The 23,250-nt window shown below is 73.2% G+C and carries 18 protein-coding genes; 5 read left to right on the plus strand and 13 right to left on the minus strand.

Going from position 1 to position 23,250, the window contains the following annotated elements:
- Positions 1 to 20: 20 nt before the first annotated feature.
- The gene (locus ACGF4F_RS33015; protein ID WP_357443985.1) at positions 21 to 680 is read left to right on the plus strand and encodes a DUF6766 family protein; all 660 of its coding nucleotides are present in this window, start codon (positions 21 to 23) and stop codon (positions 678 to 680) included.
- 50 nt (positions 681 to 730) lie between these two features.
- Here ACGF4F_RS33015 and ACGF4F_RS33020 read toward each other — a convergent pair whose 3' ends face one another.
- From ACGF4F_RS33020 to ACGF4F_RS33065, 10 genes are all read right to left on the minus strand, one after another.
- A complete protein-coding gene (locus ACGF4F_RS33020) occupies positions 731 to 1,180 on the minus strand; it encodes a GNAT family N-acetyltransferase (RefSeq protein WP_393083782.1) in 450 nt (149 codons plus the stop codon).
- 70 nt (positions 1,181 to 1,250) lie between these two features.
- Positions 1,251 to 2,711, minus strand: coding sequence for a GTPase ObgE (obgE, locus tag ACGF4F_RS33025; RefSeq protein WP_393083785.1), 1,461 nt, complete (start codon positions 2,709 to 2,711; stop codon positions 1,251 to 1,253).
- Positions 2,712 to 2,798: 87 nt separating this feature from the next.
- Positions 2,799 to 3,053: a 50S ribosomal protein L27 gene (gene rpmA, locus ACGF4F_RS33030; RefSeq protein ID WP_073838295.1), complete on the minus strand. Its 255-nt coding sequence runs from the start codon at positions 3,051 to 3,053 to the stop codon at positions 2,799 to 2,801.
- Positions 3,054 to 3,064: 11 nt separating this feature from the next.
- Positions 3,065 to 3,379, minus strand: a complete 315-nt coding sequence (rplU, locus tag ACGF4F_RS33035) for a 50S ribosomal protein L21 (protein WP_073838296.1) — start codon at positions 3,377 to 3,379, stop codon at positions 3,065 to 3,067.
- 316 nt (positions 3,380 to 3,695) lie between these two features.
- A complete protein-coding gene (locus tag ACGF4F_RS33040; protein ID WP_393083789.1) occupies positions 3,696 to 6,722 on the minus strand; it encodes an Rne/Rng family ribonuclease in 3,027 nt (1,008 codons plus the stop codon).
- Positions 6,723 to 6,851: 129 nt separating this feature from the next.
- The gene (locus ACGF4F_RS33045) at positions 6,852 to 7,571 is read right to left on the minus strand and encodes a TIGR03936 family radical SAM-associated protein (RefSeq protein WP_393083840.1); all 720 of its coding nucleotides are present in this window, start codon (positions 7,569 to 7,571) and stop codon (positions 6,852 to 6,854) included.
- A 260-nt stretch (positions 7,572 to 7,831) separates the two neighbouring features.
- Positions 7,832 to 9,241 (minus strand): type VII secretion-associated serine protease mycosin, encoded by a 1,410-nt coding sequence (gene mycP / locus ACGF4F_RS33050; protein WP_393083792.1) that lies wholly within the window; start codon positions 9,239 to 9,241, stop codon positions 7,832 to 7,834.
- A 10-nt stretch (positions 9,242 to 9,251) separates the two neighbouring features.
- Positions 9,252 to 10,685 carry a hypothetical protein gene (locus ACGF4F_RS33055; RefSeq protein WP_393083795.1) on the minus strand — a complete coding sequence of 478 codons (1,434 nt, stop codon included), beginning with the start codon at positions 10,683 to 10,685 and terminating at the stop codon, positions 9,252 to 9,254.
- An 11-nt stretch (positions 10,686 to 10,696) separates the two neighbouring features.
- The gene (locus tag ACGF4F_RS33060) at positions 10,697 to 11,140 is read right to left on the minus strand and encodes a hypothetical protein (protein ID WP_357443998.1); all 444 of its coding nucleotides are present in this window, start codon (positions 11,138 to 11,140) and stop codon (positions 10,697 to 10,699) included.
- 197 nt (positions 11,141 to 11,337) lie between these two features.
- Complete coding sequence (locus ACGF4F_RS33065; RefSeq protein ID WP_357444000.1) at positions 11,338 to 13,323, minus strand: TIGR03960 family B12-binding radical SAM protein; 1,986 nt, start codon at positions 13,321 to 13,323, stop codon at positions 11,338 to 11,340.
- Positions 13,324 to 13,529: 206 nt separating this feature from the next.
- Here ACGF4F_RS33065 and ACGF4F_RS33070 point away from each other — a divergent pair, with 206 nt between their 5' ends.
- Positions 13,530 to 15,314: a hypothetical protein gene (locus ACGF4F_RS33070; protein ID WP_393083800.1), complete on the plus strand. Its 1,785-nt coding sequence runs from the start codon at positions 13,530 to 13,532 to the stop codon at positions 15,312 to 15,314.
- Positions 15,315 to 15,397: 83 nt separating this feature from the next.
- A complete protein-coding gene (locus ACGF4F_RS33075; protein WP_393083803.1) occupies positions 15,398 to 16,867 on the plus strand; it encodes a cryptochrome/photolyase family protein in 1,470 nt (489 codons plus the stop codon).
- A gap of 4 nt (positions 16,868 to 16,871) precedes the next feature.
- Here ACGF4F_RS33075 and ACGF4F_RS33080 read toward each other — a convergent pair whose 3' ends face one another.
- Entirely contained in the window at positions 16,872 to 17,570 is a 699-nt protein-coding gene (locus tag ACGF4F_RS33080) for a lysophospholipid acyltransferase family protein (RefSeq protein ID WP_357444006.1), read from the minus strand.
- A gap of 133 nt (positions 17,571 to 17,703) precedes the next feature.
- The gene (ileS, locus tag ACGF4F_RS33085; protein WP_393083806.1) at positions 17,704 to 20,892 is read right to left on the minus strand and encodes an isoleucine--tRNA ligase; all 3,189 of its coding nucleotides are present in this window, start codon (positions 20,890 to 20,892) and stop codon (positions 17,704 to 17,706) included.
- A gap of 517 nt (positions 20,893 to 21,409) precedes the next feature.
- On the opposite strand from ileS, the gene ACGF4F_RS33090 reads away from it, so the two are divergent.
- Both ACGF4F_RS33090 and sigJ read left to right on the plus strand, forming a co-directional pair.
- The gene (locus ACGF4F_RS33090) at positions 21,410 to 21,850 is read left to right on the plus strand and encodes a carboxymuconolactone decarboxylase family protein (protein WP_393083809.1); all 441 of its coding nucleotides are present in this window, start codon (positions 21,410 to 21,412) and stop codon (positions 21,848 to 21,850) included.
- Positions 21,847 to 22,734, plus strand: a complete 888-nt coding sequence (sigJ, locus tag ACGF4F_RS33095) for an RNA polymerase sigma factor SigJ (protein WP_393083812.1) — start codon at positions 21,847 to 21,849, stop codon at positions 22,732 to 22,734. The genes ACGF4F_RS33090 and sigJ overlap by 4 nt, the downstream gene beginning before the upstream one ends.
- A 53-nt stretch (positions 22,735 to 22,787) precedes the next feature.
- On the opposite strand, the gene ndk is transcribed toward sigJ, so the two are convergent.
- A complete protein-coding gene (gene ndk / locus ACGF4F_RS33100; protein WP_393083815.1) occupies positions 22,788 to 23,213 on the minus strand; it encodes a nucleoside-diphosphate kinase in 426 nt (141 codons plus the stop codon).
- Positions 23,214 to 23,250 lie beyond the last annotated feature (37 nt).

Consider the following 23,250-nt stretch of genomic DNA (forward strand, 5'->3'; position numbering starts at 1 on the left):
CGGGACGAGGAGGTCCAGCGATGCCGCGGTGGTTGCGGGAGAACTCGCTCACGGTCGCCATGCTCGGCGCGTTCCTGATCTTCCTGCTGTTGCAGAGCGTGTTCGGCTGGCAGACGCACAATGAGGAGCTGACCCAGTACGGGGCGGCGCCGCTGAGCTGGTGGGCGTACCTGGGCACCGGGCACTTCGCCGAGGCGGTGTTCGAGAACTGGGAGTCGGAGTTCCTCCAGATGGGCGGCTACGTGCTGCTCACCGCGTACCTGGTGCAGAAGGGGTCGGCCGAGTCGAAGCCGGAGGACCAGGGCGATCGCCCGGAGGACGACGAGCGCCGGGCCACGCCCGACTCGCCCTGGCCGGTCCGCGCCGGGGGCCTCCCACTCGTGGTCTACCGCAACAGCCTGTCCCTCGCCCTGCTGCTGATCTTCGTCGGCTCGTTCCTCGGCCACCTGTTCGGCGGCGTGGCCCAGTACAACGAGGAGCAGGCGTTGCAGAGCGGGGCCGCCCCGATCAGCGCCTGGCAGTTCCTCGGCACCAGCGACTTCTGGTTCCAGTCCATGCAGAACTGGCAGAGCGAGTTCCTCGCCGTGGGCGTGCTGATCCTGCTGAGCGTCTTCCTGCGCCAGCACGCCAGCCCCGAGTCGAAGCCGGTCACCGCCGCGCACGCCGAGACGGGCGCCTGACCCGGCCACCGCAGGTTCGCCAGCCGCACGGTGGCCACCGCCGCCAGCCGTCAGGCGGCCACCGGCAGTTGCTTGGCCAAGCACACGCGGTACGGGTTGTGGACGTACTCCCCGTACCCCGGGATGGGCTGGTAGCCGCAGGACCGGTAGAGGCCGATGGCGGCCGGGAGGTAGGTGCCGGCCTGCAGGCACAGCGTGGTGTGTCCCTGCCGGAAGGCCAGCTCCTCCAGGGCGGCCAGCAACTGCCGCCCGATGCCCCGCCCCCGGTACGCCGGCCGGACGTACATCCGCTTCAGCTCGCCGGTCTCGGCATCCAGCGACCGGATCCCGCCGCAGGCGACTGCCCGCCCGCCGACCACCACCGCCAGGTGACGAATGTCGTCGTGAGTGACCGTCACCCGGCCGGCCGGCACCCCGTCGACGTCCCGCAGTTCACGCTGCTGGGCGGCGACCAAGGCGGCAAGCTCGGGATCGTTGGCGGGACGGGCTTCGATCAGCATTCCGTCACGGTAGGTCGGCCGGCTTTCGCGGAGGTTTCCGGCCAACGACCCGATCACGGACGGAAAGGGACTACTCCCAGTCCTCGTCGTCGTCCGCGTCCTGCGCCGCCGCCTCGATCTCGTCGGCCGGGCGCTGCCGGCGGGCCTTGCGAGCCTCCAGCCGCTCGGCCGCCGACGCGCGGGTCGACTTCTCCTCCAGCCGGATGTCGGTGCCCCGGTTGCCCGGGACGAAGTCGACGCCGGCGTAGAGGGTCGGCTGCCAGTCGAACTCCCGGTCGCCGATGCGGACCAGGTCGCCCGGGTTGGCGCCGGCCTTGGCCAGCTTCTCCTCGACGCCCAGCCGGGCCAGCCGGTCGGCCAGGTAGCCCACCGCCTCGTCATTGTCGAAGTTGGTCTGCCGGACCCACCGCTCGGGGCGGGTGCCGCGGACGGTGAACGAGCCGTCCTCCTCCGCCTCGATGGTGAAGCCGGCGTCGTCGACCGCCTTGGGGCGGATCACGATCCGGGTGGGCTCGGCCGGCGGCGCCGCGCTGCGGGCCTGCTCAACCACTTCGGCCACCGCGTACGTCAGCTCCTTGAGCCCCTCGCGGGTGGCCGAGGAGACCTCGAAGACCGGCAGGCCGCGCGCCTCCAGGTCGGGCCGGACGATCTCGGCGAGGTCCCGGCCGTCCGGTACGTCGATCTTGTTGAGCGCGACGAGGCGGGGCCGGTCGGCGAGGCCGCCGTACTCGGCCAGCTCGGCCTCGATGGCGTCGATGTCCGCGAGGGGATCCCGGCCCGGCTCCAGCGTCGCGGTGTCGATCACGTGCACCAGCACGGCGCAGCGCTCGACGTGGCGGAGGAACTCCAGGCCCAGCCCCTTGCCGGTGGCCGCGCCGGGGATCAGGCCGGGCACGTCGGCGACGGTGAAGGTGTGGTTGTCCACCCGGACCACGCCCAGGTTCGGCACCAGGGTGGTGAACGGATAGTCGGCGATCTTCGGCTTGGCGGCGGAGATCACCGAGATCAGCGACGACTTGCCGGCCGACGGAAAGCCGACCAGGCCGACGTCGGCCACGCTCTTCAACTCCAGCACCACGTCCAGCCGGTCGCCGGGCTCGCCCAGCTCGGCGAAGCCGGGTGCCTTGCGCCGGGCGTTGGCCAGCGAGGCGTTGCCCCGGCCGCCCCGGCCACCCCGGGCCGCCTCGAAGGTGGTCCCCGCGCCGACCAGATCGGCCAGCACCTCACCGTCGGGGGTCTGCACGACGGTGCCGTTCGGCACCTTGATGATCAGGTCCTGGCCGTTGGCGCCGTCCCGGTTCGAGCCGGCGCCGCCCCTGCCGTTCTCGGCCTTCACGTGCGGCCGGAAGTGGAAGTCGAGCAGCGTGTGCACCTGCGGGTCGACGACCAGCGAGATGCTGCCGCCGTGGCCGCCGTTGCCGCCGTCCGGGCCACCGAAGGGCTTGAACTTCTCCCGGTGGATCGAGACACAGCCGTGCCCGCCGTCGCCGGCCTGCAGGTGCAGGACGACCCGGTCAACGAACATCGCCACGATCTCAATCCTTCCAGCGGGGCCACCCCGCGTGAGAAAAGCGAAGCGGGCCGGGACCCGAGGTCCACGGCCCGCGACGCCTGCGAACTACTGCTGCGGCACGATGCTGACGGTCTTGCGACCGCGCTTGGTGCCGAACTGGACCGCACCGGCGGCCAGCGCGAAGAGCGTGTCGTCGCCGCCGCGCCCGACCAGGTCACCGGGGTGGAACTTGGTGCCACGCTGACGGATGATGATCTCGCCGGCGTTGACGACCTGACCACCGAAGCGCTTCACGCCGAGCCGCTGGGCCGCGGAGTCACGACCGTTACGCGAGCTGGACGCACCCTTTTTGTGAGCCATTGGAGGACGACCTACTTCCCGCTGGAGATGCCGGTCACCTTGACCTGGGTCAGCGGCTGGCGGTGACCCTGGCGCTTGTGGTAGCCGGTCTTGTTCTTGAACTTGTGGATCCGGATCTTCGGGCCCTTGGTGTGCGCGGCGATCTCGCCGGACACCGCAACCTTGGCAAGCTGCGCCGCGTCGGTCACCAGGTCGTCACCGTCGACGAGGAGCACCGCGGTGAGCTTCACCGCGTCGCCGGGGACACCGGCGAGCTTCTCGACCTCGATCACGTCGCCCTCGGCGACCTTGTACTGCTTGCCGCCGGTCTTGACGATCGCGTACATCGGAGGCGGACTCCCTGTCGTTGAGGCTGCTGGCGGTCGTTCCCACGGCGACTCGCCGGGTAGCTGTGACACCGGCGGCGCGGGCACGCGGGAACTCGGCACACCAAAGTGCGCCGCAGGCCAGCGTACGCCATACCAGGCCCGGCACCCAAACCGGGCCGCCCGTCAGCCCGCACACAGCTGATCGCGGCGCTGCCGGAGCCGGTCGAACGCCGTCTCGGCGCCGTCCCGACCGGGGCGACGGAACGGCAGGGCCCCACTCCCGGACTCTGTTGCCGGGAAAGGGGCCCTGCCGTACGCCGCGCTGGTCAGCGCCTCACGGGCGGGTACGCCGCCGGGCACCGCCCCGCCGGGAGCGCCGCCGGCCGAGGCCGGTCTCGGCGCCCTCCTCGTCGGTCTCGCCCTCGCCGAGCGCGTCCGGGTCGTCCGGCGCGGCCAGCCGGGCCGAGTCGCCCTCCTGGCTGTCCGCCACGGCCGGGGCGGCCGGCATCTCGGTCTCGTACCGGGACAGGTCGTAGCCCATCGTGTCGTGGTAGTCGGCGTCCGCCTGGGCGTCGGTCACCTCGGCGACGGTCTTCTCCGGCGCGGCCTTGCGGCCCCGGCGCCGGGAGGGCCCGCCCTTCTCCTCGGTGGCCGGGGTGGTGACGGCCGAGGCCACCGCCTTGACCTTCTCCCCCGCACCGCCGCCGCGCGGCTTCTCCGGCACCGGCTCGGTGTGGATGATCACGCCGCGGCCCTTGCAGCACTCGCAGGTCTCGCTGAACGCCTCGAGCAGGCCGGCGCCGATCCGCTTCCGGGTCATTTGCACCAGGCCCAGCGAGGTGATCTCGGTGACCTGGTGCTTGGTCCGGTCCCGGCCGAGGCACTCGGTGAGCCGGCGCAGCACCAGCTCCCGGTTCGACTCCAGCACCATGTCGATGAAGTCGATGACCACGATGCCGCCGAGGTCGCGCAGCCGCAGCTGGCGCACGATCTCCTCGGCCGCCTCCAGGTTGTTGCGGGTGACCGTCTCCTCCAGGTTGCCGCCGGAGCCGGTGTACTTGCCGGTGTTGACGTCGATGACGGTCATCGCCTCGGTCCGGTCGATCACCAGCGACCCGCCCGAGGGGAGGAAGACCTTGCGGTCCAGCCCCTTGAGGATCTGCTCGTCGATCCGGTACTCGGCGAAGACGTCGGTGGTGCCGGCGTGCCGGCGCAGCCGGGCGACCAGGTCCGGCGAGACGTGCGACAGGTACGACTCGACCATGCCGTACGCCTGCTCACCCTCGATGACCAGATCGCGGAAGTCCTCGTTGAACAGGTCCCGGACCACCCGGATGACCAGGTCCGGCTCCTCGTAGAGCAGCACCGGGGCACCGCCCTCGGCCGACTTGGCCTGGATGTCCTCCCACTGCGCCTGGAGCCGCTTGACGTCCCGGGCCAGCTCGTCCTCGCTGGCGCCCTCGGCGGCGGTCCGCACGATCACCCCGGCACCGTCCGGCACCAGCTTCTTGAGGATGTCCCGCAGCCGCTTGCGCTCGGTGTCCGGCAGCTTCCGGCTGATGCCGGAGGCGTTGCCGTTGGGCACGTACACGAGGTGCCGGCCGGAGAGCGCGATGTGGCTGGTCAGCCGCGCGCCCTTGTGCCCGATCGGGTCCTTGGTGACCTGCACCAGCACCGAGTCGCCGGACTTGAGCGCCTGCTCGATCGAGCGGGCCCGGCCCTCCAGGCCCGTGGTGTCCCAGTTGACCTCGCCGGCGTACAGCACGGCGTTGCGGCCGCGGCCGATGTCGACGAACGCCGCCTCCATGCTGGGCAGGACGTTCTGCACCTTGCCCAGGTAGACGTTGCCGGCCATGGTGCCGGCGGAGTTCCGGGTGACGTAGTGCTCGACCAGCACGCCGTCCTCGAGGACGGCGATCTGGGTCCGGTCGCCGCGCTGGCGGACCGCCATCACCCGGTCGACCGCCTCCCGGCGGGCCAGGAACTCCGACTCGCTGAGGATCGGCGGCCGGGTACGCCGCTGCTCCCGGCCGTCCCGGCGGCGCTGCCGCTTGGCCTCCAGCCGGGTCGAGCCGGAGACGCCCTGCACCTCGTCCACGGGGCGACGCGGCTCGCGGATCTTGACGACCGTGGGGACGCCGTCCTCGGCGGCGACCTCGACGTCGCCCGCGCCACGGCGGCGACGGCGACGCCGGCGCCGGGTCATCCCGTCGCCCTCGGTCTCATCCTCCTCGGCCTCGTCCGCCTCGGCCTCGGCGCTCTCGGCCTGGACGGCCTCCTCGGCCTCTTCCTCCTCGAGGTCCTCCACGCCGCCCTTGCCCCGGCCCCGGCCGCGGCGGCCCCGACGGCGGCGGCGACGGCCCGCGGCCGTCTCCTCCTCGTCCTCCTCCGCCTCGGCGGCCTCCTCGGCCTCGACGGTCGGCTCCTCCTCGGCCTCGACCTCGACCTCGACCGGCTCCGCCTCGCGGCGGCCGCGCCGGCGCCGCCGGCCGGTCTCCACCGGCTCCTCCGCCGGCTCCTCAACGGCCGGGGCGGTGGTCCGGACGATCGGCGCCTCCTCGGGCTGCGGCGCCATGAACAGGACGGTCGGCGCGGACAGCGCGGCCCGGCGGCGACGCGTGGTCGGCGCCGGCTCCTCCGCGGCCGGCTGCCCGGCCCCCGGCACGGCGGCGCCCGGCGCGATCTCACCGGTCCGGTCCTCCGGCCCACCGGCGCGGGCCAGCGTCGCCTCGGCGGCCGGCGGCACCTCGGCCACGCCCTCCGCGGTCGGGGTGGGCGCGCCGGCCAACTCGCGGGCCGGCGCCGGCTCGCCCTCGACCTCCTCGTCCTCCTCGACCGGCGTGGCGACGGCCGAGGGCTCGGCGGGCTCGCCACCCTCCTCGTCCCGCTGCGGCTCGGGTTCGGCGGCCGCGGCGGCCTCGGCCGGCGCCTCGGTGGGCGACTCCTCGAGGGTCTCAGCGGGCGGCGGGGTGGCCTTCCGTCGACGGCTGCGGGTCACCTTGACCGGCGGGACGACCTCGTCGGAGGTCGCCTCCACGCCGGTGGCGACCATCGGCTCCTCGACCGCCTTCGCGCTGGTCGCCTTGCGGCGCCGCCGGGTGGTCTTGGGCGCGGCGTCCAGTTCGCCGGCGACCGGGGCGAAGACCTCGGCCTGCGGGGCCTCCCCGCTGGTGGTGCCGGCGCCGGTCGGGGCCTCGGCCGGCGCGTCGATCTGCTCCGGCTGGTTGAGCGGGGCGGCCTTGCGCCGGCTGGTCCGCTTGCGCGCCGGCTTGGCCTCGGGAGTGCTGTCGGTGCTGTTGGCGGTTGCCTCGGCCGGTTCCGAACCGGTCCGCTCGCCGCCCTCGGGCTCGTTCTCGAGCATGGACGTTCTCCAGTTCTGGCTACCCCGGGCGCGGGTGAGCGCTGCCACGCAGGGTCGCCGCAAAAGGTGTTTCCGCCGGGCGCAGGTGCGCGACCGCCGAAGTCTGCCTGCCAGAGCGCCGACCGTCGGTCAGCGCTCTCCGATGGCTGCCCCGTCGCGATCCGCATCCAACGGATCGACGATCTCGCCCTGCGCGGTCAGCGTGCCCTGTGCCAGCCGAATCACCCTCGGTGAGACCGGCGGCTCCAGGTCGGCCACCACGCGGAGGCCGGAAAGGACGTCATCGGGCCGTACGGACGGGGTGACCTGCCGTACGACCACTTCGAGTATCGCACACGGTACGGCCGTCGCCCCGGAAGGCGTCTCGGACGAGGCCAGCACATCGATGCCGATGACGGCGGCCCGCGCGTCGAAGGTCCGCCGACCCTGCTTGGTCATCCGCTCGACCTGGATCTCCTCGGCGGCGGTGAAGAGTGCCGCCGCCCGCTCCAGCTCGGCCGGGTCGACCTCGGGCAGCTCGATCCGCCAGCGCGACGCCTCGATCCGGTCGGGCAGGCTACCGCCGGTGGCCGCCACCGCGTCGAGCACGTCGAGCCCGGGCGAGAGCGCGGCGTCCAGGGCGATCCGCAGCTGCTCCGGGTCGACCGGCTCGCGCAGGCCGATCTCCAGGTACTCGGCCTCGCTGGCGACGCCGGTCGGCGCGGCCGAGGCGTACGAGATCTTCGGGTGCGGGGTGAAGCCCTGGGAGAAGGCGATCGGTACGCCGGCCCGGCGCAGCGCGCGCTCGAAGGCTCGGGCGAAGTCCCGGTGCGAGGTGAACCGCAGCGGCCCGCGCTTGGCGTACCGGATCCGGACCCGCTGGACGACCGGCGCCTGGCCGCCCTCGGGTTGAGGCTTTCTGGCGATCGTGAACTCCTCGGGTGCTGCCTGCGTGTCCGTCCCATCCTGGCGCAGCCCCCCGGGCGGCACGCAGCCGGGGCGGCCGGAGGAGTCCGGAAAGCCGGTGCGAACCGGGCAGCCGGGTCCCTACCGCCCACCCCGGACACGCCGGTGGCCGGCCGGTGACGCGCAGGTCACCCGGCCGGCCACGACGGTGAACGGTGCGCCGATCAGGAGCGGTTGCCGCCCCCGGGCGGCGGGTACGTCCCGGGCGGCCCCGGTGGCGGGATGCTGCCGGGGGGCGGGGCGTAGCCGCCCGGGGCGGGCGCGCCACCCGGCTGTGGGTAGCCGGGGGCGGCCGTGGCGCCCGGCGGGTGGTAGCCGGCCGGAACCGGCGGGGCGCCGGGCGGGCCGTAGCCACCGGGCGGGATCCCGTCGTGCAGTTCGTCCGCCGCGCCGGCCGCGCGGGCCGCGTCGCGCCGGTACCGGCGCCGGTTCCAGATCAGGAAGATCGACAGCGCCAGCAGGACCACCAGCACCACGGCGATGCCGATGCCGATCACCATCACCTGCTGGTCGGTGGGGCCACCCCGGTCGCCGTACTTGGTCACGTCGAAGTTGTCGTCCTCGGCCGCCTGGCCGGGGGCCTGGCTGGCCGGGGCGGCCGCCTCGAGCAGCGGGTTCGCGGAGACGGTCGGCACGTTCGCGGTCAGCGCGGCGACCGGGTCGATCCGCCCGAAGCCGTACTCCGGGTCGCGACCGGGCGGGCCAGCGTCCCGGGCGGTTGCGATGATCCGGTTGATCACGTTGGGGGCGTCGAGGTTCGGGTACTTCGACCGGATCAGCGCCGCGATGCCGGAGACGATCGCGCTGGCGTCCGAGGTGCCGTCACCCCAGCCGTAGCCGTGCTCGGGACCGATGTTGTAGATGCCGTCGCCGGGCGCGGCGATCACCGCCTCCGGCCCCCGGACCGAGCCGTCCCAGAAGGCGCCACCCCGGGTCGTGCCGGTCACCGCGATCACACCGGGGACGTTGGCGGGCTGGTCGACGGCGACGCTCCCCTTGGCCGTGTTGCCCGCGGCGGCCACCACGACCACGTCCCGGTCCAGCGCGTACTTGATCGCGCTCTCCACTTCCGGGTCGGCGTAGCCCGGCCCACCGTAGGAGAGGTTGACCACCTTGGCGCCGCCGTCGACGGCCATCCGGATGCCACGGGCCGACGCCCCGCTGGGGTTGGCGCCCTTGCCCGCCTTGAGCTTGATGGGCAGGATCTTCGCGCCCGGGGCGACGCCGTCCACGCCGTCGCGGCTGGCGTTCGTGGCCGCGATGATGCCGGCCATGTGGGTGCCGTGACCCTGCTCGTCGGCGCGCCCGTCGCCGGAGGCGCCGTAGCTGCGGCCACCGGGCAGCACCTGACCCCGGATGTCCGGGTGGGTGGCGTCCACGCCGCTGTCCACCACCCCGACGATCACGCCCCGCCCGGTGGCGAGCTTGTGCACCTGCTCGATCCGCAGCTCGTCCAGGTACCACTGCTCGGCCCGGCGCGGCGCGGCGGCCGCCGGTTGGGCGGCCCCCAGCACCATCAGCCCGGCCAGCAGGCCGGCCACGGCCGGCCGGAGCGCGCCGACGTGCAACCTCATCCGTCCGTCCTCATCGCAGGATGCCCGGGGACCCGGCGTCGCCGGTGCCCCACGGATCGTCGTCCTCAGTCAACCACGACGAGTGCTCCGCAGCCCCGCTACCATGCCCGCCGGCACCATGGCCGCCCATGCCACCGCCCATCATGCCGCCGCCCATCATCCCCGCGCCCCGCGGGCCACCCGCGCCGCCGGCGCCGGCCGCGTTGCGCAGCGCGCTGGCCGCGCTGGTCATCGGCGGCACCTTGCCGTTGCCGCCGCCGACCATGCCCGGGATGCCGCCCATGCCGATCCCGCCGGCCGCGCCGACGCCGCCACCACCGAACCCGCCGGCCGAGCCCACGCCCGGTCCGCCCCCGCTGAAGCCGCTGCCACCGCCGAGCGCCGGGCTGCCCAGGCCGCTCGGGCCGCCGTACCCGCTGCCGGCGGTGGTGGTCGGGCCACCGGCGCCGGCCAGGCCGCTGCCGTAGTCGGGGCTGCCGGTGCCCGGGTAGCCGGAGCCGGTCGACGGCGGCGTCAGGGAGCCGGCGCCTCCGCCGCCATGGCCGCCCCCGAAGCCGCCACCGGTGGGCGCGATGGACGACGGGCCGCCACCGTACGAACCGCCGCCACCGCCGCCGATGCCCGTGCTGCCGATGGAGGGGCCGCCGCCACCGATGCCGCCGCCACCTCCACCGGGGTATCCGGACGGGGGCTTCCGGTCGTCGGGCGTGTAGCCGTCCGAGGCAGCCTCGTCGGGCGCCGACACGACCAGCCTGGGCCGCTCGGTCTCCACGGCGGTGGGCAGCGGCGACATCGCGGTGGTGGCCGCCTGCTGGTTGTCCCGGTACCAGTTGTCCAGGTGGGACTTGGTGTCCCACCAGCCGCCCCGCTTGTGGTCCTCGGCGTTGCCGTCGACCTTCATGGTCGCCTCAAGGTCGTCGGCCTTGTCGCGGAACGCGCCGTCGGCGTACGAGGCGGGGTTGTTCTGGTAGTCCTTGCGCAGTGCGGCGAGGAAGCCGGACGAGCTCTCGCCGTCCCGGGCGTCGTCGAGCTCGGTGCCGTTCGGCAGGCTCCACTCGTTCCAGCCGAAGTCGTCCATCAGCGGGATCGGGATGCTGGCCACCGCCTTGCGGATGTCGCCCTCGATCCGCGACAGCGCGCCGCTGACGTTGCTCGCGTCGGTGATCAGCTTCTCGATGTCCTTGCCGATGTCACCGAGGTGCTCCCGGTAGGCGTCGCCACCGCTGCCCTTCCAGCCGGCCAGCAGGCCGGGCAGACCGCCGCTGTGCGGGCGCTCCTGGCCGGCCGCGACCGGGCCGACGAACGACCGCCCGACCAGCGAGTCCCGCAGGTAGCCCAGCGCCGTGGAGAGGTTGTTCCACCCCACGCTCACCGAGCCGACCGTCTCCGGGTCCGCCGACAGCGTCACCTCGCGGACGCAGCTCTCCCAGGTTCCTCCTGCCATGACCGTTCCCCTCAGGCCGTGTACGGGTAGGTGGTGGGCGTGCCGCCGGGCGCGGGCGGCGGGGTGGCGGACTCCAGCATCCGCTCGATCTCCTTGCCGTTGGCCGCGTTGCGCGCCTCGGCGTCCCGGAACGCCTTGGCGATGTCCTCGGTGCCCTTCTTGAGCCCGGCGAGCTTGTTGGAGATCGCCTTGAGGTGGAGTTCCATGTTGGCCGTCGACCTGGTCAGGGCCTGCCACTGCATGCGGGCGTCCTCGTACGCGCCGAAGGGGGTGCCGTTCGGGACGGTCTGGGCGTTGTTGCTGTCGCCCTTCATCCGCTCCTTGATGCGCTCCATCTCGTAGCCGATGGTGTCGTCGACGTACTGCTTCAAGCGCTCGACGTACTCCGCCGCGGCGTCCAGGTCCTCGACACTGACGTGGAGGTCGCCGGTGGCCGGCGGCCTGATGTCACCCATGTTGCTGTCCTCCCCGTTGCCGACCCGCCGATCGGTCCATGTCGGACGCAGCGTATCGAGTCGCCGCCAATCCAGGCACCCCCACCCCGGGGTCACGGCACCAGATGGGATCACCGGCGACGGTCCTGCTGACCGGCGCCGGGAACGGCGGAGCGCCGGGACCTCGGTGAGGTCCCGGCGCTCCGGACTCGGCGGCGCTACTGCGGGGCGCCGGTGGGCAGGTTCAGGCCGTTGACCGGGGTCAGCGGCAGCAGCTTACGGCCGGTCGGGCCGATCTGGATCTCGGTGTCCATGGCCGGACAGACCCCGCAGTCGAAGCACGGGGTCCACCGGCAGTCGTCCTGCTCGTACTCGGACAGGGCGTCCTGCCAGTCCTGCCAGAGCCAGTCCTTGTCCAGGCCCGAGTCCAGGTGGTCCCAGGGCAGGACCTCCAGTTCGTCGCGCTCCCGGGTGGTGTACCAGTCGAGGTCCACCCCGAAGGCCGGCAGCACCGCGGCGGCGGCGTCCACCCAGCGTTGGTAGGAGAAGTGCTCGCTCCAGCCGTCGAACCGGCCGCCATCCTCCCAGACCTTGCGGATCACCGCGCCGACCCGGCGGTCACCTCGGGACAGCAGGCCCTCGATCAGCGACGGCTCGCCGTCGTGGTAGCGGAAGCCGATCGCCCGGCCCAGCGAACGGTCGGCGTTGATCGCCTGCTTGAGCAGCTTGAGCCGGGCGTCGATGACCTCCGGCCGCTCCATCGCCGCCCACTGGAACGGGGTGTGCGGCTTCGGCACGAACCCGCCGATGGAGACCGTGCACCGGATGTCCTTGGACCCGGTCGCCGCCCGGCCGGCCTTGATGACCTCGTGGGCCATCCGGGCGATCTGGAGCACGTCCTCGTCGGTCTCCGTCGGCAGGCCGCACATGAAGTAGAGCTTCACCTGCCGCCAGCCGTTGGTGTACGCGGTGACCACGGTGCGGATGAGGTCGTCCTCCGACACCATCTTGTTGATCACCTTGCGGATCCGCTCCGACCCGCCCTCGGGGGCGAAGGTCAGCCCGGTACGCCGGCCGTTGCGGGACAGCTCCTGCGCCAGGTCGATGTTGAACGCGTCCACCCGCGTCGACGGCAGCGACAGCGAGACGTTGGTGCCCTCGTACTGCTGGGCGAGGCCGGAGCACATGTCGCCGATCTCGGAGTGGTCGGCCGACGACAGCGACAGCAGGCCCACCTCGTGGAAGCCGGAGAACTCCAGCCCCTGCTGCACCATCTGGCCGACCGTGGTGATCGAGCGCTCCCGCACCGGGCGGGTGATCATGCCGGCCTGGCAGAACCGGCAGCCGCGGGTGCAACCCCGGAAGATCTCCACCGCGTACCGCTCGTGGACCGTCTCGGCGAGCGGGACCAGCGGCTTCTTCGGGTACGGCCAGGCGTCCAGGTCCATGGTCGTGCGCTTGTGCACCCGGAACGGCACGTCGGGGCGGTTCGGCACGACCCGCTGGATCCGGCCGTCCGGCAGGTAGTCCACGTCGTAGAAACGCGGCACGTAGACGCTCTCGGTGCGGGCCAGCCGCAGCAGCAGCTCGTCCCGCCCACCCGGGCAGCCCTCGGCCTTCCACTCCCGGACGATGCCGGTGATCTCCAGCACCGCCTCCTCACCGTCGCCGAGCACCGCGGCGTCGACGAAGTCGGCGATCGGCTCCGGGTTGAACGCGGCGTGCCCGCCGGCCACGATCACCGGGTCGGCGTCGGTGCGGTCGGCGGCGAGCAGCGGGATGCCGGCCAGGTCGATCGCGTTGAGCAGGTTGGTGTAGCCCAGCTCGGTGGCGAAGGAGACGCCGAACACGTCGAAGTCGCGCACCGAGCGGTGCGCGTCGACGGTGAACTGCGGCACGCCGTGGGCGCGCATCAGCTTCTCCAGGTCCGGCCAGACCGCGTACGTCCGCTCGGCGAGCACGTCGGGCAGCTCGTTGAGCACCTCGTAGAGGATCTGCACGCCCTGGTTGGGCAGGCCCACCTCGTACGCGTCCGGATACATCAGCGCCCACCGGACGACCGCGGCGTCCCAGTCCTTGACCACCGCACCCAGTTCGCCACCGACGTACTGGATGGGCTTGGTCACCTGCGGCAGCAGCGGCTCCAGCCGGGGCCAAACGGAATGAGCCGCGACGGGACGCGGCGTCGTGGACGGGGCACTCATGATGCCCAAGGGTACGCGGTGCGCCACCGGCCACCACGGCGCACCGCAGCAGCCCACCGCCCGGCCCTTCTGGATCTTGGACACGTCCCGTCCGCGGGCGCACGGCAGCCGTCCGAGATCGGCGACGGGACGGGCTGACGAGCGGATTCGTCGGCGGTGGCACGCCGGTACTAGCCTCGCAACCGGCGCGAGAGGAGACAGCCGCGATGCCGGAGCCGCAGCCGGGCACCGACCGGCCGGCCGACGGGAGCACCCCGGCCACGGACGGGGATCCGGGCACCGACGGGCCGACCCGCGCCCCCGTACCGGCGGCCACCCCGGCCACCGATCCGGTCGCGCCGCCGGCGCCGGCACCGGACGGCGGCACGCCCGCCGACGAGCCACCCCCGGCCACCGACGAACCGGCCCCGACCGACCCGGCCACGACCACCGGCAAACCGGCACCGACCGGCCCGGCCGGCGACCCTGCCGAGCCGGGACCCGGCGAGCCGCCCGCGGCCCCCCGCGAACCGGCACCGACCGCCACCCCGGCGGCCACCGACGAACCGGCCCCGACCGGCCTGGTCGGCGACCGGTCCGAGCCGGGGCCAGGAGTGCCGCCGGCAGCCTCCGACGAACCGGCGTCGCCCGACCCGCACGAGCCCGCCTCGAGCGACCTGGACACCGACGACCGGGCCGCCGGGGCGCCGACGCCGCCAACGAGCAGCGACGACGCGTCGGCGGGCACCGAGGTGCCGGCGCCGCCGGCCGACCCGCCGGTCTCCCCGGCGCGTGGCTCGGCCGCCGTACCGCCCCGCCCGGCCGCTGCGAACCGCCCGGCCGGCTCGGCCGCGGTCCCCGGCCGCCTCGACCCCACGCGGGAGGCGGACCGCCCCGACCCGGCGCGGGAGGCGGACCGACCGGACCCGACCCGGGTGGAGACCCGCGCCGCGCCCGCGCCCCGGTGGAGCGGGTCCGCGCCGGTGCCGGCCCCACCGCCACGCAAGCGGTCCTGGGGCGAGTCCGCCGAGCCCACCCCGCCGCCGCCGGTGGACTCGCCCGAACATCTGGTCCCGGTCGACCCCTGGGAGGGTGTCGACACCACCGGCTGGGACCTGCACTCGGCCGACTTCCCGGCGCTGCCGCCGACCCTGTCCTACCCGCCGCCGGCCCACACCCTGCCCTATCCGGCCGCACCGCCGGCCAGTCCGGCGCCGCCGGTCGCCCACCCGCACGCCCCGTACCCACCGGTCGCGCACCCGCACGCCCCGTACCCGCAGGCACGCCCGCCGGTCACCCCGCCGCCGCCTGTCGCCGCCCGCCCGGTGTCGCCGTCGCCGGCCCCGGTGTCGCCGCCCCGGCCCGCGCCACCCGCGCCGCCGCCGCAGCAGCGCCGCCGCCCGGCCGCACCGCCGCCCGGATTCCAACCACCCAAGGGGTACGTGGCCGTCCCGGTCCGCCGCCGGCGCCGCTGGCCCTGGGTGCTGCTGCTGACCGTCGCCTGCTGCTGCGGCCTGCCCCTCTGGTGGGCCCAGCCGCTCCGCGCCCAGTACCCGGCCAGCGCGGCCCTGCCGGACCAGATCAGGGACCTGCGGCTGCGGCAGGACCAGCGCAGCCAGGCCGACGCGGCCGAGCTGGAGACCCAGGTACGCCAGGCGCACCTGCTCGCCGAGGACACCTTCGCCGGGATCTACACCAACAAGGACGGCAAGCGGGTGACCCTCTTCGGCGGCACCGGGTTCCGGCTGAGCCCCGAGGCGGACGCCGACGCCGAGATCGACCGCCTCCGGGACCGGTACGCGCTGGGCGACGCCGTAGCGGTGGAGACCGGTGTCCGGGGCCGGTACGAGCGCTGCGCGGTCGGCCGGTCGGACGGCGACGCGGTGGTGGTGTGCACCTCGGTCGACCACGGCAGCCTGACCACCGGCGTCTTCACCCGGCTCTCGGTGGACGACAGCGGCCGCCTGCTGAACGACCTACGACAGCAGGTGGTGACCCCGAAGCAGTCGTGAATCTCACGCTGCGCAAGGTATCGATCACATAAAGCCCCTCGCGTCGCGCCGCCCATAACGGGTGATTGACTCACAATCGCGACATGCCGCGCCGTTGGCTCTTCGCCGATCAGCTGGGGCCGCACTTCCTCGACGACCGCAAGCAACCGGTCCTGCTGATCGAGTCGAAGGCGGTCTTCCGACGTCGCGTATACCACCGGCAGAAGGCCCATCTGATCCTCTCCGCGCTGCGGCACCGGGCCGCCGAACTGGGTGACCAGGCGATCTTCCTGCGGGCCGAGACATACGGGCAGGCGCTCAGCAAGGTCCGCGAGCCGCTGGAGGTGTGCCACCCGACCTCCCGTCGGGCGCTGGAGTTCGTCCGCAGCCTGGACCGGGTCACGGTGCTGCCGGCCCGGGGGTACGCGACCAGCCTGGCGGACTTCGCCGACTGGGCCGACGGCCGCCGGGGCGCGCTGCGGATGGAGGCGTTCTACCGCTTCGCCCGCGAGCGGCACGGGGTGCTCATGGCCGGCAGCGACCCGGTGGGCGGCCGGTGGAGCCTGGACCCGGAGCACCGCGAGCCGCCGCCGAAGGACGGCGCGCCGGGCGTGCCGGCCCCGCCGAGGCCGAGGGAGGACGACATCGACGCGGAGGTCCGGGCCGACCTGGACCGCTGGGAGCGGGAGGGCATCCGGTTCGTCGGCCGGGACGGTCCCCGCCACTTCCCGGCCACCGCAAAGGAGGCGAAGGCCCGGCTGCGGCACTTCCTCCGGCATCGGCTCGCCGCGTTCGGCCGGTACGAGGACGCGATGCTCGCCGGCGACCCCTGGCTGGCACACAGCGTGCTGTCCGCCGCGTTCAACCTCGGCCTGCTGGACCCGATGGAGGCGGTCCGGGGTGCCGAGCAGGCGTACCGCACGGAGGGCGCGCCGCTGGCCGGCGTGGAGGGCTTCGTCCGGCAGATCATGGGCTGGCGGGACTACGTCTGGCACATGTACTGGTATTTCGAGCCGGCCCGGCGCAACCGCAACGAGCTGGCCACGCGGCGGTCGCTGCCGGCCTGGTGGAACGAGCTGGACGCCGACGTGGTCGATGCGAACTGCCTGTCCAACGTGCTCACCGGCGTCCGCGACCGCGGCTGGGCGGATCACCTCCCCCGGCTGATGGTACTCGGCAACTACGCCCTGCAGCGCGGCTGGCGCCCGGCGGAGCTGGCCGAGTGGTTCCACACCCGGTTCGTGGACGGCTACGAGTGGGTGATGACCGGCAACGTGATCGGCCTGAGCCAGTACGCCGACCTGGGCCGGATGACCACCAAGCCGTACGTCGCCGGGGGCGCGTACCTCAACCGGATGAGCGACTACTGCGGCGGCTGCCGCTACGACCCGAGAGAGCGGCTCGGCGAGAACGCGTGCCCGTTCACCGCCGGCTACTGGGCGTTCCTGTCCACCAACCGCCCGCGGATCCCGGCCAACGCCCGGCTGGCCCGGACCATCAAGCAGTTGGAAGGCCTCAGCGACCTGCCCGCGGTGGTCGTTCAGGAGAAGCGCCGCGGCAACGATCCGCCGTGACGGCTCAGGCGGTCGGCGGCTCGCCGCTGACCGCCGGCTGGGCGCGGGGCGGGGCGTAGCGGGGCACGTACTCCTGGCCGGTGAGCTTCTGGATCTCGCTCATCAGCTCGTCGGTGATCGCGCGCAGCGAGGTCCGGTCGTCCGACCGGCCGGTGACGTCCAGCGGCTTGCCGAACCGGATGGCGATCTCGGCCCGGCCGGGCCGGGGCACCCGCGTGCCGATGGGCTGCGCCTTGTCGGTGCCGGTCACGCCGACCGGGATGATCGGCACGCCGGCCGCCACCGCCAGCCGGGCGGCGCCGGTGCGGCCCCGGTAGAGCCGCCCGTCCGGAGAGCGGGTCCCCTCCGGGTAGACGGCGACCAGGTCACCGGCCTTGAGCACCGGGATGGCGGCGTCGAACGCCGACAGCGCCGCTCGGCCGCCGGCCCGCTCCACCGGGATGGCGCCCAGCCCGGTGAGCACGAACTTGGAGAACGCACCCTTCACGCCGGTGCCCTTGAAGTACTCCGACTTCGCCCAGAAGGCCAGGTGCCGCGGCACCACCGTGCCGAGGAGCAGCTCGTCGGCGACCGACAGGTGGTTGCCCGCGAAGATGGCGCCACCGGTCGCCGGGATGTGCTCCAGCCCTTCGACGGTTGGACGGAAGGCCAACCGGATCGTGGGCGCCACGGCGAGCTTGCCGATGGTGTAGAGCAGGGGCACGGGTCCTCCGGCGGTCGTACGGGACAGGCGGTGTCACGGTAGCGGACGGCCCCATGCCGGCCCTCTCGGGTGGCCGGCCGCCCGGGTGGTGGCCCGCCGGATCTCAGCCCGCCGGACCACCACCCTCAGCAGGTCATACCCGCCGCACGGCGACCGTCACCCGCTCACCCTCGCCGACCTCGCCGGCGAAGCCCTCGATCCCCTCGGCGAAGTCGACCGTGTCGGCCAGCACCTCCCGGGCCACGAAGTCGGTGAACGCGGACACCGCCGCGCGCACCTCCTCGGACGCCGACAGCGCCACCACGATCCGGTCCGAGACGTCCAGGTCGGCGTCCCGGCGAGCCTGCTGGACGACCCGGACCACGTCCCGGGCCAGCCCCTCGGCGGCCAACTCCGGGGTGACCTCGGTGTCCAGCACGACCACGCCCTCGCCGCCGGGCAGCGGCGCGGAGTGCTCGGCGTCGGCGGCGACCAGGCGCAGCTCGTACTCGCCCTCGGCGAGGGTTACCCCGGCGGCGACCGGGGCGCCGTCGACCAGTTCCCACTCCCCCGCCTTGACCGCCTTGATCACCTGCTGGACCGCCTTGCCGACCCGCGGGCCGAGCGCCCGGGGCACCACCGTCAGCACCTGCTGGCAGTACGCGGACACCTCGTCGGTGAACTGCACCTGCTTGACGTTCACCTCGTCGGCGACCAGGTCGGCGAAGGGGCGCAACTGGTCCGCCCGCGACGAGGCCACGGTCAGCTTCGACAGCGGCAGCCGCACCCGCAGCCCCTTGGCCTTGCGCAGCGACAGCGTCGCCGAGGCGACCGCCCGGGTGGCGTCCATCGCGGTCACCAGCTCGTGGTCGGCCGGGAACTCGGCCGCCGCCGGCCAGTCGGTCAGGTGCACCGACCGCTCGCCGGTGAGGCCGCGCCAGATCTCCTCCGCGGTCAGCGGCGCCAGCGGCGCCACCACCCGGCAGAGCGTCTCCAGCACCGTCCACAGCGTGTCGAACGCCTCCGCGTCACCCGACCAGAACCGGTCCCGAGAGCGACGCACGTACCAGTTGGTCAGCGCGTCCAGGTAGGACCGGACGGTGGCGCAGGCGCCGGAGATGTCGTACGTGTCCATCTGCGTCTGGACCGTCGACACCAGCTCGTTCGTCTTCGCCAGCACGTACCGGTCGAGCAGGTGGGTGGAATCCACCCGCCGCTTCGCCTGGTAGCCCTCCGCGTTCGCGTAGAGCGAGAAGAAGTACCAGACGTTCCACAACGGCAGCAGCACCTGGCGTACCGCGTCCCGGATGCCCGCCTCGGTGACCGACATGTCGCCGCCGCGCAGCACCGGCGAGGACATCAGCATCCAGCGCATCGCGTCCGACCCGTACGAGTCGAAGACGTGGTACACGTCCGGGTAGTTGCGCAGGCTCTTGGACATCTTGCGCCCGTCCGAGCCGAGCAGGATGCCGTGGCTGAGGCAGTTGCGGAACGCCGGCCGGTCGAACAGCGCGGTGGCCAGCACGTGCATGGTGTAGAACCAGCCGCGGGTCTGCCCGATGTATTCCACGATGAAGTCGCCCGGGTAGTGGTGCTCGAACCACTCGCGGTTCTCGAACGGGTAGTGCACCTGGGCGAACGGCATCGAGCCGGACTCGAACCAGCAGTCCAGCACCTCCGGCACCCGGCGCATCATCGACGCACCCGTAGGGTCGTCCGGGTTGGGGCGGACCAGGTCGTCCACCGCCGGCCGGTGCAGGTCGGTCAGGCGTACGCCGAAGTCCCGCTCGAGGTCGGCCAGCGAGCCGTACACGTCCACCCGCGGGTAGTTCGGGTCGTCGGACTTCCACACCGGGATCGGCGAGCCCCAGAACCGGTTCCGGCTGATCGACCAGTCGCGGGCGTTGGCCAGCCACTTGCCGAACGAGCCGTCCTTGATGTGCCCCGGCGTCCAGTTGATCTGCTGGTTGAGCTCGACCATCCGGTCCTTGAACTGGGTCACCGCCACGAACCAGGACGACACCGCCTTGTAGACCAGCGGGGTGTCGCAGCGCCAGCAGTGCGGGTACGAGTGGGTGTACGTGTCCTGCCGGAGCAGCACCCCCCGTTCCTTCAGCTCCCGGATCACCGACTTGTTCACGTCGAAGACCTGCTCGCCCTGGTACGGCGGGACCAGCGCGGTGAACCGGGTGTGGTCGTCCACGGTGACGATGGTCGGGATGCCGGCCGCATTGCAGACGTTCTGGTCGTCCTCACCGAAGGCCGGGGCCAGGTGGACGATACCGGTACCGTCCTCGGTCGTGACGAACTCCGCGCCGAGCACCTGGTACGCGTTCGGCCCGGCCTGCTCGACCAGGAAGTCGTAGAGCGGCACGTAGCGGCGCCCGACCAGATCGCGGCCGGACACCGTGCCGACCTGCGCGTACCCCTCCAGCTCCTTGGCGTACGCGCCGAGCCGGGCGGCGCCGACGAGGTACCGGGCGCCGTCGCGCTCCAGCACCGCGTACTCGATGTCGGGGCCGACGGCGAGCGCCAGGTTCGACGGGAGGGTCCACGGCGTGGTGGTCCAGACGCCCACCCGGACCGGGCCGCGCAGCAGCTCCGGCGCGCCCTCGTCCGGGGTCAGCTCGAACCACACCGACACGGTCGGGTCGTGCCGGTCCTTGTAGACGTCGTCCATCCGGGTCTCGGTGTTCGACAGCGGCGTCTCGCACCGCCAGCAGTACGCCAGCACCCGGAAGCCCTCGTAGACCAGACCCTTGTCGTGCAGGGTCTTGAAGGCCCACATGACGCTCTCCATGTAGTCCAGGTCGAGCGTCTTGTAGTCGTTGGCGAAGTCCACCCAGCGGGCCTGCCGGGTGACGTACCGCTCCCAGTCCTGGGTGAACTCCAGCACCGAGGTGCGGCACGCCTCGTTGAACCGGGCCACGCCCAGGTCGAGGATCTCGGCCTTGCTGGTGATGCCGAGCTGCTTCTCGGCCACCACCTCGGCCGGGAGGCCGTGGCAGTCCCAGCCGAAGCGCCGCTCCACCCGGCGGCCGCGCATGGTCTGGTAGCGCGGCACCACGTCCTTGACGTAGCCGGTGAAGAGGTGGCCGTAGTGCGGCAGGCCGTTGGCGAACGGCGGGCCGTCGTAGAAGACGTACTCGTTGTCGGCGGCTCCGCCGCCGCCAGCGGAGCCCGCCGCCGTTTCCGATTGCCGGCCGGAGGCCGGCCTTGCCTCGACGGAGGCCTCGAAGGTCTTGTCGGCCGTCCAGTGCTCCAGGACCCGGCGCTCCACCGCGGGCAGGTCCGGGCTCGCCGGGACACCGGCGGCGGTCGGGTCGTGCAACGGATAGGCCATCGGGGGTCGCTCTCCTCAGCAGCTCACTCGTCGTGTGGTCTGCGAGGACGAACCCTTCCGGTACGCCGTCACCGGCGTGCCGGGCAAGGCCCGCGGTACCACCCCGCTTGGCGGTCAAGGTGCGACCGCCCGCTCGTTGGCCGGCTGTGACGGGCCGGTCCCGTCCGGTTCTACTGGGCCGGTCACCCGGCCGTTCTTCCGGAGGCTCGCCGGTGATGGCCGGGTCGTCGCCTGTGTCCCGACAAGCGTACTCGACCCCACGGCCGCTCCGCCCCCGAGTATCACCCCACCCCCCTTGATCATGAGGTTGGCGGCGGATCCCGAGACCGTCACCGCCGGAGGCCAGCCGGGATGCCGGCGAGGTGGAGCGGGAGGCCGCCGAGGCCGCCAACCTCATGATCGACGAGGGTCAGCGGGCCCGGCGCAGCTCGCATGAGCAGCGTCACAGGGCCGCATCGTCACGCCGGCCGGGGCCGGATCCGTCGGGTAGGCGTACCGACGACACGAGGAGGCCGGGATGAGTCGGATCAACATGGCAGCGGTGGCGCCGGGGGCGTACCAGGCGGTGCTCGGACTGGAGAAGTACGTCCGGGAGAACCTGGACCACACCGTGCTGGAGCTGGTGAAGCTGCGGGCGTCGATGCTCAACGGCTGCGCGTACTGCGTCGACATGCACAGCCGGGACGCGCTCGCCGCCGGCGAGTCCAGCCGGCGGCTGTTCGCGGTCGCCGCGTGGCGGGACGCGCCGTTCTTCGACGAGCGGGAGCGGACCGCGCTGGCGCTGACCGACGCGGTCACCCGGCTCGGCGAGCACGGCGTGCCGGACGACGTGTGGGACGCCGCCGCGAAGGTCTGGTCGGAGAAGGAACTGGCCGACCTGCTCGTCGCGATCGCCACAATCAACGTGTGGAACCGAATCTCGGTGAGCACCCGGAACGAACCCCCGCTCGAGGTGTGACCACGACCGGGGCGGCGGAGGCGGCCGGTGCGCTCACCGCGCACCGGCCGATGCTGCTCGGGTTGGCGTACCGGCTGCTCGGCAGCCTGCACGACGCCGAGGACGTGCTCCAGGAGACGTACCTGCGCTGGCTGGACGTCGACCGGGAGTCGGTCGCCGAGCCGCGCCGCTACCTGTCCCGGGTGGTGACCCGGCTGGCGCTGGACCGGCTACGCGCCCGGCAGGCGGCCCGGGAGACGTACGTCGGTCCGTGGCTGCCCGAGCCGGTGCCGACCGCACCGTCGCCGTTCGGGCCGCTGGACACCGTCGAACTGCGGGACACCCTCTCCACCGCGCTGCTGCACCTGCTGGAGCGGCTCACCCCGCCGGAGCGGGCGGTGTACGTGCTGCACACCGCGTTCGCCCTGCCGTACGCCGAGATCGCCGACCTGCTCGGCCGGTCGGCGGCGGACTGCCGGCAACTGCACCACCGGGCCGTGGCGCGGATCGCCGACGACCGGCGCCGGTTCACCGCGGGCCCGGCCGAGCAGCGGCGGCTGCTGGAGGCGTTCCTCGCCGCGGCGCGCGACGGCCACCTGGCCCGGCTGACCGACCTCGTCGCCGCCGACGCCACCGCCTGGTCCGACGGTGGCGGCCGGGTCCGCGCGGCGCGCAACCCGGTCCACGGCGCAAACCGGATCGCCCGCTTCTTCGCCGGCATCTACGCCCACGATCGCCGCCCCGGCATCCGGACGACGCCGGCCGAGCTGAACGGCGCGCCGGCGCTGCTGCTGCGCTGGCCGGCCGGGACCCGCTACACCCTCGCGGTGGCCGCCGCCGACGGCCGGATCACCGGCGTCTACCTGGTCGGCAACCCCGACAAGCTGACCCGCGTCCCCGGCTGAACACGCGCGACGGCCCCCGTCCCAGCGGGGGACGAGGGCCGTCGGCGAGGACGTCAGCCCAGCTCGGGGAACCAGAGGGCGATCTCCCGCTTGGCACTGTCGACCGAGTCGGAGGCGTGCACCAGGTTCTCCCGGTTGGAGAGGGAGAAGTCGCCGCGGATGGTGCCGGCGGCGGCCTTGCGGCCGTCCGTACTACCGATCATCCCGCGCACCACATCGATCACCTGGTCACCGGAGAGCACCAGGGCCACCAGCGGACCACCGGTCATGAACGTCTTCAGCGGCGGGTAGAACGGCTTGTCCACGTGCTCGGCGTAGTGCTGGTCGGCGAAGTCGCCGTCCATCGTCCGGGAGACCAACGCGTCGATCCGCAGGCCCTTGCGCTCGAAACGGCCGAGGATCTCGCCCACCAGGCCGCGGCGCACCGCGTCCGGCTTGATCAGTACGAGCGTGCGCTCGTCCGGGCTGCTGCTGGACACGCTGGGTTCCTCCTGTGCGCGGAAGCGGGTCGGGCTG

This window comes from Micromonospora sp. NPDC047740 (assembly GCF_043204735.1).
Classification (GTDB): Bacteria; Actinomycetota; Actinomycetes; order Mycobacteriales; family Micromonosporaceae; genus Micromonospora.